At 72.6% G+C, this 12,521-nt stretch carries 9 protein-coding genes; 5 read left to right on the top strand and 4 right to left on the bottom strand.

The genetic code is table 11. From position 1 onward, the window contains the following. Positions 1-237: 237 nt before the first annotated feature. The 3 genes from ACGF5U_RS01905 to ACGF5U_RS01895 all read left to right on the top strand — a co-directional run bounded on the left by ACGF5U_RS01905 (position 238) and on the right by ACGF5U_RS01895 (position 5,656). Complete coding sequence (locus ACGF5U_RS01905; RefSeq protein ID WP_392713816.1) at positions 238-1,617, top strand: sensor histidine kinase; 1,380 nt, start codon at positions 238-240, stop codon at positions 1,615-1,617. Continuing rightward, positions 1,614-2,318 carry a response regulator gene (locus ACGF5U_RS01900; RefSeq protein ID WP_392713818.1) on the top strand — a complete coding sequence of 235 codons (705 nt, stop codon included), beginning with the start codon at positions 1,614-1,616 and terminating at the stop codon, positions 2,316-2,318. Before ACGF5U_RS01905 ends, ACGF5U_RS01900 begins: the two co-directional genes overlap by 4 nt. Positions 2,319-2,467: 149 nt before the next feature. Further along, on the top strand, positions 2,468-5,656 hold the full coding sequence (locus tag ACGF5U_RS01895) for an efflux RND transporter permease subunit (protein ID WP_392713820.1): 3,189 nt from the start codon (positions 2,468-2,470) through the stop codon (positions 5,654-5,656). 86 nt (positions 5,657-5,742) lie between these two features. Here ACGF5U_RS01895 and nadA read toward each other — a convergent pair whose 3' ends face one another. Then, on the bottom strand, positions 5,743-6,930 hold the full coding sequence (gene nadA, locus ACGF5U_RS01890) for a quinolinate synthase NadA (RefSeq protein ID WP_392713821.1): 1,188 nt from the start codon (positions 6,928-6,930) through the stop codon (positions 5,743-5,745). A gap of 253 nt (positions 6,931-7,183) precedes the next feature. Between nadA and ACGF5U_RS01885 the strand changes: the two genes are divergently transcribed. Next, positions 7,184-7,540: an iron-sulfur cluster assembly accessory protein gene (locus tag ACGF5U_RS01885; RefSeq protein WP_019885637.1), complete on the top strand. Its 357-nt coding sequence runs from the start codon at positions 7,184-7,186 to the stop codon at positions 7,538-7,540. A gap of 290 nt (positions 7,541-7,830) precedes the next feature. Here ACGF5U_RS01885 and ACGF5U_RS01880 read toward each other — a convergent pair whose 3' ends face one another. Together ACGF5U_RS01880 and ACGF5U_RS01875 are read right to left on the bottom strand one after the other, a co-directional pair. Continuing rightward, positions 7,831-9,300: a hypothetical protein gene (locus tag ACGF5U_RS01880; RefSeq protein WP_392713822.1), complete on the bottom strand. Its 1,470-nt coding sequence runs from the start codon at positions 9,298-9,300 to the stop codon at positions 7,831-7,833. Positions 9,301-9,408: 108 nt separating this feature from the next. After that, on the bottom strand, positions 9,409-9,615 hold the full coding sequence (locus ACGF5U_RS01875; protein ID WP_392713823.1) for a hypothetical protein: 207 nt from the start codon (positions 9,613-9,615) through the stop codon (positions 9,409-9,411). Positions 9,616-9,745: 130 nt separating this feature from the next. Here ACGF5U_RS01875 and ACGF5U_RS01870 point away from each other — a divergent pair, with 130 nt between their 5' ends. Further along, positions 9,746-10,720, top strand: coding sequence for a carbohydrate kinase family protein (locus ACGF5U_RS01870; RefSeq protein WP_392713824.1), 975 nt, complete (start codon positions 9,746-9,748; stop codon positions 10,718-10,720). A 179-nt stretch (positions 10,721-10,899) separates the two neighbouring features. Here ACGF5U_RS01870 and ACGF5U_RS01865 read toward each other — a convergent pair whose 3' ends face one another. Next, positions 10,900-12,285 (bottom strand): cysteine desulfurase/sulfurtransferase TusA family protein, encoded by a 1,386-nt coding sequence (locus ACGF5U_RS01865; protein WP_392713825.1) that lies wholly within the window; start codon positions 12,283-12,285, stop codon positions 10,900-10,902. Positions 12,286-12,521: the final 236 nt, after the last annotated feature.

The following is a 12,521-nucleotide window of genomic DNA, read 5'->3' as shown; positions in this document are numbered from 1 at the left end:
GTACGGCGGGAGGGGACGCGCAGGGTCGCCCCCGCAGGGTCGGCCGGAACGGCACGGCTCCCTGAACCGGGACCCGAGCCCGGCCGACCCGAGGAGGTGAGCCCGGAGCGGCACCGACCCACGCACCGCCCTCCACCCACGCACCGCCCTCCACCCACGCACCGCCCTCCACTCCACCCGCCCCCCGCGGTGAACGTTCCGGGACCGGTGACACGGGCCCTGGCTTACGCTCGCTTCGTGACGGGACTGGGAAACGGGCTGGCGCGCGGGCGCGGATGGCTGCGCGAGCATCCGCTCGCGCTCGACGGCGGCGTCGCGCTCGCCGTACTCGTCTGCATGGTCGTCGGGTCGTTCGCCGACCCGCACGGCAGCCCCAACGGCCCCACCTTCGGCGCCCGCACCCCGGGCCCCGGCAGCGTGCTGCTCATGGCACTGGGCGCGGCCGCGCTCATCCTGCGGCGCCGCCTGCCCCTGCCCGTGCTCGGCTTCACCAGCGCGGTCACGGTCGCGGAACTGCTGCTCGGCGATCCGCCGGCACCGGTCGCGATGAGCGCCGTGATCGCGCTGTACACGGTGGCCTCGCGCACCGACCGCCCCACCACCTGGCGCGTCGGTCTGCTGACGATGACGGTCCTCACCGCGACCGCGATGTTCTTCGGCGACACCCCCTGGTACACGCAGCAGAACGTCGGCATCTTCGCCTGGACCGGCATGGCGGCCGCCGCGGGCGACGCGGTCCGCAGCCGCCGCGCCTTCGTGGACGCCATCCGGGAGCGCGCCGAGCGTGCCGAGCGGACCCGCGAGGAGGAGGCCCGCCGCCGGGTCGCGGAGGAGCGCCTCCGTATCGCGCGCGACCTGCACGACGTGGTCGCGCACCACATCGCGCTGGTCAACGTGCAGGCCGGGGTCGCCGCGCATGTCATGGACAAGCGCCCGGACCAGGCCAAGGAGGCTCTGGCGCACGTCCGCGACGCCAGCCGTTCCGCCCTGGACGAGCTGCGGGCGACGGTCGGGCTGCTCCGCCAGTCCGGCGACCCGGAGGCCCCGACGGAACCGGCGCCCGGCCTGGCCGTCCTGGACGACCTGCTGGACACGTTCCGCAACGCGGGCCTGCCCGTGGAGCTGGCCCGTACCGACCAGGACACGCACCTCCCGGCGGCCGTGGACCTGGCCGCGTACCGCATCATCCAGGAGGCGCTCACCAACGTCCGCAAGCACGCGGGCCCGGCCGCGAGGGCCGAGGTGAGCGTGGTACGGGTGGGCAGGACCATCGAGGTCACGATCCTCGACGACGGCGCGGCGCAAGCCCCCACCCCCACCGCACTCACCCCCACCCCCACCGCACCCACCCCCACCCCCACCTCTTCCCCACCCACCGCAACCTCCCCAGCACCCACCCAACCCACAGCACCCACAGCACCCACAGCACCCACCACCACCCCACCCACGACCCCCACCACCCCCAACGAGGGCGGTGGCCACGGCCTCCTCGGCATGAGGGAACGCGTCACCGCCCTGGGCGGCGCGCTGACGACGGGCCCCCGCTACGGCGGCGGCTTCCGGGTGCAGGCGATACTGCCGCTGACCGTACGCGCAGGGGAGGCCGGGGCCACATGACCATCAGGGTGCTGCTCGCCGACGACCAGGCGCTGCTGCGCAGCGCGTTCAAGGTGCTGGTCGACTCCGAGCCGGACATGGAGGTCGTCGGGGAGGCGGCGGACGGCGCCGAGGCGGTGGCGCTGGCCCGCAGCGCCAAGGCGGACGTGGTGCTCATGGACATCCGCATGCCCGGAACGGACGGTCTCGCCGCGACCCGCATGATCAGTGCCGATCCGGAGCTGGACGGGGTGCGGATCGTCATGCTGACAACGTTCGAGGTGGACGAGTACGTCGTGCAGTCGTTGCGCGCCGGTGCCTCCGGGTTCCTGGGGAAGGGCGCGGAGCCGGAGGAGCTGCTGAACGCGATCAGGATCGCCGCGGCGGGGGAGGCGCTGCTGTCGCCGGCGGCGACGAAGGGGCTCATCGCCACGTTCCTGAAGCAGACGGGCGCGGTCGCGCAGAACGGCGGTCCGGGGGCCGGCGCCCCGGCGGGCGCGCACACGGAGCGGCTCGCCGCGCTGACCGTACGGGAACGGGAGGTTCTGGGGCTGGTCGCGGGCGGGTTGTCCAACGACGAGATCGCGGAGCGTCTGGAGGTCAGCCCGCTGACGGTCAAGACGCATGTGAACCGGGCCATGGCGAAGCTCGGCGCCCGCGACCGAGCGCAACTCGTCGTCGTGGCCTACGAGTCCGGTCTGGTACGTCCAAGGGTGGAGTGACGCGGGGCGGCCGCGTACTCCAGGCGCGGTACGGGCCCGGTGGGGAACGGCACCTGCGACCGACGGAACGCCCGCTTCCATGGCTGATCGTGTCAGTACGGCTCGGTCCGTACCGAGCAGATCACGCCAGAGAGAAGAGACCCAGACCCATGTCCTGGCTGTCCCGGTTCAGCCTCGCACAAAGGGCCCTGATAGGCCTGATGTCGATCATCGCGATCGTCTTCGGGGCGATCGCGATCCCGCAACTGAAGCAGCAGCTGCTGCCCTCCATCGAACTGCCCATGGTGTCGGTGCTGGCGCCGTACCAGGGCGCTTCGCCCGACGTGGTCGAGAAGCAGGTCGTCGAACCCCTGGAGAACGCCCTTGAGGCGGTCGACGGCATCGAGGGCGTGACCTCCACGGCGAGTGAGGGCAACGCCCTCATCATGGCGACGTTCGACTACGGGGACGCGTCCAGCAAGCAGCTCGTCGCCGATGTCCAGCAGGCCGTGAACCGGGCCCGTGCCCAGCTTCCGGCCGGTGTCGACCCGCAGGTCGTGGCCGGTTCGACGGACGACATGCCGACCGTCGTCCTCGCCGTCACGTCCGGGAAGGACCAGCAGGCCCTGGCCGAGCAGCTGGACCGGACGGTGGTTCCGGCGCTGGAGGACATCGAGGGTGTCGGCCGGGTCTCGGTCGACGGCGTGCAGGACCTCCAGGTCTCGGTCACGCCCGACGACCGGAAGATGGCCGCGGCCGGTCTGCACGCCATGGCGTTGGCCGAGGCGTTGAAGGCGGGCGGTGCCACCGTCCCCGCAGGCGCGTTCTCCGAGGCGGGCAAGAGCCGCACGGTCCAGGTCGGTGGCGGGTTCACGTCGCTCGAACAGATCGAGAACCTCCGGATCGCCCCCGTCTCCGCCCCCGCGACAGGCCCCGGCTCCGCCGAAGCACCAGGCTCCGCCCCCGCCCCCCGCAAGGCGGTCCGTCTCGGTGACATCGCCGAGGTGAAGCAGGAGGAGGCCGCCCGGGTCTCGCTGACCCGGACCAACGGCAGGCCGAGTCTCGCCGTGCTGGCGACGATGGACAAGGACGGCAGCGCGGTCGCCATCTCCGACGCGGTCCGGGAGAAGCTGCCGGAGCTCCGCGAGGACCTCGGGTCCGGCGCGGAGCTGACGGTGGTCTCCGACCAGGGTCCCGCCGTCTCCAAGTCGATCTCCGGCCTGACCACGGAGGGCGCGCTCGGCCTGGTCTTCGCGGTCCTCGTCATCCTGGTGTTCCTGGCGTCGCTGCGCTCCACGCTGGTCACGGCGGTGTCCATCCCGCTGTCGGTGGTGCTGACGCTGATCGTGCTCTGGACGCGTGACCTGTCGCTGAACATGCTCACCCTCGGGGCGCTGACCATCGCGATCGGCCGGGTCGTGGACGACTCGATCGTCGTCCTGGAGAACATCAAGCGGCACCTGGGCTACGGAGAGGAGCGCAGGGCGGCGATCCTGACGGCGGTGCGCGAGGTGGCGGGCGCCGTCACGTCCTCGACGCTCACCACCGTGGCCGTGTTCCTGCCGATCGGCCTGGTGGGCGGCATCGTGGGCGAGCTGTTCGGCTCGTTCTCGCTCACGGTCACGGCCGCGCTGCTGGCGTCGCTGCTGGTCTCGCTGACGGTCGTCCCGGTCCTTTCGTACTGGTTCCTGCGAGCGCCCAGGGGCACGTCCGCCGATCCGGAGGAGGCCCGCCGCGCGGCGGAGGAGAAGGAGGCCCGCAGCGTCCTGCAGCGGGCGTACGTGCCGGTGCTGCGGTTCGCCACCCGGCGCCGGCTCACCAGCGTGGCCCTGGCCGTCGTCGTGCTGCTCGGCACGTTCGGCATGATGCCGCTGCTGAAGACGAACTTCTTCGACCAGGGCGAGCAGGAGATCCTGTCGATCAAGCAGAAGCTGGTGGCGGGCACCAGCCTGGAGGCGGCCGACGCCGCCGCGAAGAAGGTCGAGAAGGTGCTCGCTTCGGCCGACGGCGTCGAGGACTACCAGGTCACCGTCGGCTCGTCCGGCTTCCTGGCGGCCTTCGGCGGCGGCACGGGCGCCAACCAGGCGTCGTACCAGGTGAAGCTGGCGGAGTCGGCGTCGTACGAGCAGGTCCGGGAGCACCTTCAGGAGGAGTTCGGCAAGCTCGACGGCATCGGCGAGACGAGCATCGCCGCGGGTGACGGCTTCGCCAACCAGGACCTGAGCGTCGTGGTCAAGGCGGCCGACGCGGACACGCTGAAGAAGGCGTCCGAGGCGGTACGGGCGGAGGTCGCCGCTCTGGACGACGTGACCGACGTCCAGAGCGACCTGGCGCAGTCCGTGCCCCGTATCTCGGTGAAGGCGACCGCGAAGGCGGCGGACGCCGGGTTCACCGACGCCTCGCTCGGCATGGCCGTCGCCCAGGCGGTCCGGGGCACCCCGGCGGGCCGGGCGGTCCTGGACGACGCCGAGCGGGACGTGGTGATCACCTCGGCCGCCCCGGCCAGGACGATGGCGGAGCTCCGGCAGTTGCCGCTGGGTCCTGTGAGGCTCGGTGACGTCGCCGAGGTGAAGCTGGTCCCCGGGCCGGTGTCGATGACCCGTATCGACGGCTCCCGGGCGGCGACGGTCACCGCGAAGCCGGTCGGTGACAACACGGGCGCCGTCAGCGCCGAGCTCCAGTCGAAGATCGCCGCCCTGGACCTGCCGGACGGCGCGACCGCGTCGATCGGCGGTGTCTCGCAGGACCAGCGGGAGGCGTTCGGCAACCTGGGTCTCGCGATGCTGGCCGCGATCGCGATCGTGTTCATGCTGCTGGTGGCCACCTTCCGGAGCCTGGTCCAGCCGCTGATCCTGCTGGTGTCGATTCCGTTCGCGGCGACCGGCGCGATCGGTCTGCTGGTCGCGACGGGCACCGCGATGGGCGTCCCGGCGATGATCGGCATGCTGATGCTGATCGGCATCGTCGTCACCAACGCGATCGTGCTGATCGACCTGATCAACCAGTACCGGGCGCAGGGTCTCGGCGTGATCGAGGCGGTGATCGAGGGCGGCCGCCATCGGCTCCGCCCGATCCTGATGACCGCGCTGGCGACGATCTTCGCCCTGGTGCCGATGGCGCTCGGCATCACCGGCGAGGGCGGCTTCATCGCCCAGCCGCTCGCGGTGGTGGTGATCGGCGGTCTGATCAGTTCGACGCTGCTGACGCTGCTGCTGGTGCCGACGCTGTACGCGATGGTCGAGCTCCGCAAGGACCGCCGCCGTGCGCATCGGGCCGCGAAGCGCGCGGCCGGGCGGGGCGGGGCCCCGGAGGCGGCGGCCGGCGCGCCCGAGCCGCAGCCGGAGGCGGCGAGGGCCTGACCGGACACGGCCGCGCACGCCGAAGGGGCGCCCCCGGCCGGGGGCGCCCCTTCTCACGTGACGAACCGTCGGGCGGCGCGGAACCGTTACGGCAGCGCGAGCATGCGCTCCAGCGCGAGCTTCGCGAAGCTCTCGGTCTCGCGGTCGACCTCGATCCGGTTGACGAGGTTGCCCTCGGCGAGCGACTCCAGCGCCCACACCAGGTGCGGCAGGTCGATGCGGTTCATGGTGGAGCAGAAGCAGACCGTCTTGTCCAGGAAGACGATCTCCTTGCCCTCGCTGGCGAAACGGTTCGCCAGGCGGCGGACGAGGTTCAGCTCGGTGCCGATCGCCCACTTCGAGCCGGCCGGGGCCGCCTCCAGGGTCTTGATGATGTACTCCGTCGAGCCGACGTAGTCCGCGGCGGCCACGACCTCGTGCTTGCACTCGGGGTGGACCAGCACGTTCACGCCGGGGACCCGCTCACGGACGTCGTTGACCGAGTCCAGCGAGAAGCGGCCGTGCACCGAGCAGTGCCCGCGCCACAGGATCATCTTCGCGTCGCGCAGCTGCTCGGCCGTGAGCCCGCCGTTCGGCTTGTGCGGGTTGTAGAGGACGCAGTCGTCCAGGGACATGCCCATGTCCCGGACGGCGGTGTTGCGGCCCAGGTGCTGGTCCGGCAGGAACAGGACCTTCTCGCCCTGCTCGAAGGCCCAGTCCAGGGCGCGCTTGGCGTTGGACGAGGTGCAGATCGTGCCGCCGTGCTTACCGGTGAACGCCTTGATGTCGGCGGAGGAGTTCATGTACGAGACCGGGACGGTCACGTCCGCGATGCCCGCCTCCGTCAGGACGTCCCAGCACTCCGCGACCTGCTCGGCGGTGGCCATGTCGGCCATCGAGCAGCCCGCCGCGAGGTCCGGCAGGACGACCTTCTGGCCGTCGCCGGTCAGGATGTCGGCCGACTCGGCCATGAAGTGCACACCGCAGAAGACGATGTACTCGGCCTCCGGCCGGGCCGCCGCGTCCCGGGCGAGCTTGAACGAGTCGCCGGTGACGTCCGCGAACTGGATGACCTCGTCGCGCTGGTAGTGGTGACCGAGGACGAAGACCTTGTCACCGAGCTTCTCCTTGGCCGCGCGGGCGCGCTCCACCAGGTCCGGGTCGGACGGCGAGGGCAGGTCGCCGGGGCACTCGACGCCCCGCTCGCTCTTCGGGTCGGCCTCGCGACCGAGCAGCAGCAGGGCGAGCGGCGTCGGCTGGACATCCAGGGGCTGGGCGGTGGTCACGTCACGCACCCTTTCTACTGAGCCTTTTCGTCTAATTGACGCTATCTATCATAACCGCTTCACGTCACTTTGACGATGTCCATAGTGTCGATGTGACACATCCCCTCTCCACAGGCCGGTGCTTGCCCGGAGCCGGGTGTGCGAGCATGAAAGGGAAAGACCAGCGCGCGGGGACGCATTCCCCGGGGCCCGGAATGAATCCGGCGTCCCGCGGGTTGCAACCGTCGGCAAGCAGTCTCCGTACAAACCGGGAGAGAAGCAGATGTCCGTATCGGACGAGAAGACCACTGTCAGCGACGGCATTCTCCTGTCGGACGCCGCCGCGGCCAAGGTCAAGGCCCTGCTCGACCAGGAAGGCCGCGACGACCTGGCGCTGCGCGTCGCCGTTCAGCCCGGTGGCTGCTCCGGCCTGCGTTACCAGCTGTTCTTCGACGAGCGTTCCCTCGACGGCGATGTCGTCAAGGACTTCGGCGGCGTCAAGGTCGTGACCGACCGTATGAGCGCCCCGTACCTGGGCGGCGCCTCGATCGACTTCGTCGACACGATCGAGAAGCAGGGCTTCACGATCGACAACCCGAACGCCACCGGTTCCTGCGCCTGCGGCGACTCCTTCAGCTGAGTCGACGGCGCGCGGATGTGACGAAGGCGGCAGCCCCGGAAGCACCCGGGGCCGCCGCCTTCGGCGTACCCGCCTGTCGTCGGCGGCCCGCCGGGCGCACCGGGCCCGCCCGAGGCAGCCGCCCGCCCGACGCAACCGCCCGGTTGACGCACGCGCCCGCCTGACGCACCAGGCCTTCCGCAGCACGCGCCCGCCCGACACGCCAGACCTTCCGCAGCACGCGCCCGCCTGACGCACCGAACAGCCAGAGGCACGCGCCCGCCGCCCGGCCGTCGGCCGCCGCCCCGGCGCTACCGCTTCGCCGGGACCTGTCCGCCGCTCTGGGCGTCCACGACCTTCCGGTCGCCGAGCGGGGCGTCCAGCGTCACCGTGTCGTTCAGCGACACGGCGACCGCGGCGCAGACCCGGTCGCTGTCGATGAGCGTCTCGTACACCGTGACCCTCACCTCACGGGCGTTCTCCTCGGCCCGTACGAGATAGCGGCTGCAGACGCCGCCGGTGAACCACACCTTGAGCTGCCTGCCGTCCGCCTCGTACTGCTCGACGGTCATGGCCGTGCCCTCGCTCGGCCGCTTCGGCTCGGGTGCCAGGTGCTCCGGCGCGACCGCCGGGTAGCTGAAGGTGTACGGGGCGCCGCCCTGCGGCACCGCCTCGAACAGCCAGGAGGGTACGAGCGCGGGGGCGCCCTTCTCCAGCTGCGCCGCCAGGCCGAACACCGCCTTGCGGATGGTCACCACCTGCTTCTCGGGCGACGCGGGGCCGGTCACCGGGTCACAGGGCGCGTTCGGGTCCGTCCCCTCGCTCGCCGTCGCCCCGTCCCCGTCCTGCCTGGCGGCGCCGTCCACCGGGGCCGGGGTGGCGCAGCCGCCGATCGAGGGCCGGGTGTGCCCCACGGAGTCGTTCAGCAGCTTCAGCGCCTCGTCCGCGCCGACCACCGGGTAGTCGGCGCCCCGCACCGGGGCCTTCAGCCGGCCGCTGCCCCCGACGATCTCGCCGTCGGGACCCACCTGGATGCCGGTCGACCAGCCGTGCGTCGGCAGCCCGCCGATCACGGGGTCGGCGTTCACCACCCGGACGGCGCCCGTCACCTGCGTCGTGTCCAGCTTCGCGGTCTCCTGGCCGAGCGCCTTCAGCACCGGCGCGGCGGCCTTCTCGGCGACGTCATCGCTGACGGGTGAGCCCGCGGTCCCGGTGGAGGACGGGCACTCGGCCTTGCCCTTCACACAGTTGTCGCCCGTCCCCGACCGCAGGCCGAACGTCCACATGCCCGGCGCCTGGCGCTCCACGTGGAACACCAGGCCGCCGGAGCCGTCCTTGTCCGGTCCGATCCTCCACGTCCCCCGCTCGAGGCGCGGGGAGCCCGTCACGCCCAGCGCCTTCGCCAGCCGGCTCACCTCGACCGACCCGACGTGCCCGGCGGGCCGGTACACCGGCGCGGCGTCGGGCCCGTCCGGCAGGTCGCCCTCGGCCCGGTACACGGCACCGCCCGGGTCCGGCTCGCCCGGCGCGATCCCGGGGCCCGGGCCCGTACCGTCGTCACCCGGGCCGCCGGTGTGCCCGTCCAGCGCCAGCGGCGGCGGCGCGCCCCGGGACGCCGAGGCGGCATCGCGTTCGCCGCCGCTCCCGTCGCCTTCCGCGGCGGCCAGGGCCAGATACGTACCGCCGCCGCCGGCGAGCAGCACCGCGGCCGCCATCGCGGCGACGGCCAGCCTCGGGCGCCGCCTGCGGGGAGTGTCGTCTGTGGGCTCCGTGCTGCTCACCGCATCGCTCCTTCGTCCGTTGCGTTCCCTTGACGGGAGACACCGATGGGACGGAGCGGACGAGCGCGCGGTTCCCGAACGCGTGCGACGGGCCTTACCCGGCGGGGGTCAGCCCCCGTACTCGGCGGTGCCGGCGATCAGCCGGGCCGCCGACGCCGGTACGCGCACCCCCCGGATCAGGGACGGCGGCACCGGAGCGGGCGTGCCGACCGCCTCGACCGCCCAGTGCGGCGCCATCCGCACGCTGTCCCCGCACAGCTCGGCGAGGGTGATCTCGGTCTCCTGCCGCTCACGCGACGCGGTGTTGTTCGGCATATCGGCACCGTACGCACGCGGCACCGCACCGAGAAAGACCTACTATCGGGTAGTTTCCGCTGTTCGTGACCGCTCCCGGAGCCGGTAGCGTGAAGGGTCAGCCTCCGACCTCCCTCAGGAGCTCCCAGCCGTGCGTATCGCAGTCACCGGCTCCATCGCCACCGACCACCTCATGACCTTCCCCGGCCGATTCGCCGACCAGCTCGTCGCCGATCAGCTGCACACGGTCTCCCTCTCCTTCCTGGTCGACAACCTCGACGTACGCAGGGGCGGCGTCGGCGCGAACATCTGCTTCGGCATGGGCCAGCTCGGCGCCCGCCCGGTCCTGGTCGGTGCCGCCGGGTCCGACTTCGACGAGTACCGCGCGTGGCTCGACCGGCACGGCGTCGACACCGGGTCCGTACGGATCTCCGAGGTCCTGCACACCGCCCGGTTCGTCTGCACCACCGACGCCGATCACAACCAGATCGGCTCCTTCTACACCGGCGCCATGAGCGAGGCCCGCCTCATCGAGCTCAAGTCCGTCGCCGACCGGGTCGGCGGCCTCGACCTCGTCCTCATCGGCGCCGACGACCCCGAGGCGATGCTCCGCCACACCGAGGAGTGCAAGACCCGGGGCATCCCGTTCGCCGCCGACTTCTCCCAGCAGATCGCCCGGATGAACGGCGAGGAGATCCGCACCCTCCTCGAAGGCGCCACCTACCTCTTCTCCAACGAGTACGAGAAGGGCCTCATCGAGACGAAGACCGGCTGGACCGACGAGGAGATCCTCTCCCGGGTCGGCCACCGCGTCACCACGCTCGGCTCGCGCGGCGTGCGCATCGAGCGGGTCGGCGAGCCGGTCATCGAGGTCGGCTGCCCGGACGAGGAGGCCAAGGTCGACCCGACCGGTGTCGGCGACGCGTTCCGCGCGGGCTTCCTCTCCGGCCTGTCCTGGGGCGTCGGCCTGGAGCGCGCCGCACAGGTCGGCTGCATGCTCGCGACCCTGGTGATCGAGACCCTCGGCACCCAGGAGTACACCCTGCGCCGCGCCCACTTCATGGAGCGCTTCACCAAGACGTACGGCGACGAGGCCGCCGCCGAGGTCCAGGCGCACCTCTCCTGAGCGCTCCTCCCCAGCGCTCCACAGAATCGCCGCACGGCCGCTCGGGCTGATCGCGGGCCCCATCGCGGGCCCGCCGCAGGCGCTCCACGGGCCCGCCGCAGGCGCTCCACAGGCCCGTCGCGGGCGCTCAACGGGCCCCTCGCGCTGCCCGCACCGCCCGCGCGGGCAGCGCGAAGGCGCTACGACAGCCGGCGGACCACATAGGCCGAGCCCCGGTCCGCCGGCTCCTCGCCCACGTACTCCTGGCCCCGCATCTCGCACCAGGCCGGGATGTCCAGGCGGGCCGCCGCGTCGTCCGCGAGCACCCGGACCGTCCCGCCGACCGGGACGCCGCCGATGACCTTCGCCAGTTCGATCACCGGTACCGGGCACCGCCGGCCCACCGCGTCCACCACGACCGCCTCCCCGCCCGGAGCGGCGGCGACCGGAGCCGGGGCCGGAGCGCCCAGCCGCTCCCGCACCCGCGCCACCACACCGGGCAGCACCTCCAGGAACCGGTCCACGTCCCCGTCCGGCGTGCCGGGCGGCAGCGACACCCGGACGTTGCCCTCCGACAGCACCCCCATGGCGCGCAGCACATGGCTCGGCGTCAGCGTCGAACTCGTGCACGACGAACCGGACGAGACGGAGAACCCCTCCCGGTCCAGTTCGTGCAGCAGGGTCTCTCCGTCGACATAGAGGCAGGAGAAGGTGACGAGGTGCGGAAGCCGCCGCACCGGATCGCCCACCACCTCCACGTCCGGCACCAGCTCCGGCACCCGCGCCCGGATCCGCTCGACCAGACCCCGCAGCCGCGCCCCCTCGTCCGCCGCCTCCGCCCGTACGGCACGCAGCGAGGCGGCCGCCGCCACGATCGCCGGGATGTTCTCGAACCCGGCCGACCGCCCCGACTCCCGTTCGTCGGCGGGCCCCTGGACGGCGAACCGCACTCCCTTGCGCACCGCCAGCAGCCCGACCCCCGCAGGACCGCCCCATTTGTGGGCACTTGCCGCGAGCAGCGACCAGTCACCCGTCACCGGACCCCAGGCCAGCGACTGCGCCGCGTCCACGAGCAGCGGCACCCCGGCGGCGCGGCACGCCTCGGCGGCCTCGGCCACCGGCTGCTCCGTGCCCACCTCGTGGTTGGCGGACTGCAGACACGCCAGTGCCGTGTCGTCGCGCAGCGCCGCCGCGTACGCGCCGGGGCCGACCCGCCCCGCCCGGTCCACCGGCACCTCGGTCACCGTCCCGCCGGCCGACTCGTGGACCGCCGCCGCGTGCAGCACCGACGAGTGCTCCACCTCCGATACGACCAGATGCCGCCCGGCACGCCGACGCCCCGCGAGCGCCCCGGAGATACCCGTATGGATGGCGGCGGTCCCCGATGGAGTGAACGTCAACTCGTCGGGGCGGCACCCCACCGCCTCCGCCGCGGCCTCCCGGGCGGCGTCCAGGAGCATGCGGGCGCGCCGCCCCTCGCGGTACAGCCGCGCCGGATCGGACCACCCCTCGTCGAGCGACGCCAGCAGGGCCTGCCGGGCGACGGGGTGGAGCGGAGCGGAGGAAGCGGAGTCGAAGTAGGCCACGCCGCCACGCTAACTCGCGCCGTACGGCGACGCGTCGGACGGGCGAGGGCGGGGGGCGTTTCGCGCCGCCGCCGTGCCGCCGGCGGCGGTCTCCGGCGTGTCGGCGCACCCCGCGCACGGGGTTCCCGGGCACGCCCATCCACCCCTTCGGGGTGGATGGCGGCGCGTTGGGCACCCTCCCCGCGCGACCCCAAATAGCGTCCAGTAGGGTTTGGTCCGCATAAACATCCAAACCC

It is taken from the genome of Streptomyces sp. NPDC047886 (genome assembly GCF_043204435.1).
Classification (GTDB): domain Bacteria; phylum Actinomycetota; class Actinomycetes; order Streptomycetales; family Streptomycetaceae; genus Streptomyces.
This window is presented reverse-complemented; position numbering and strand designations above follow the sequence as displayed.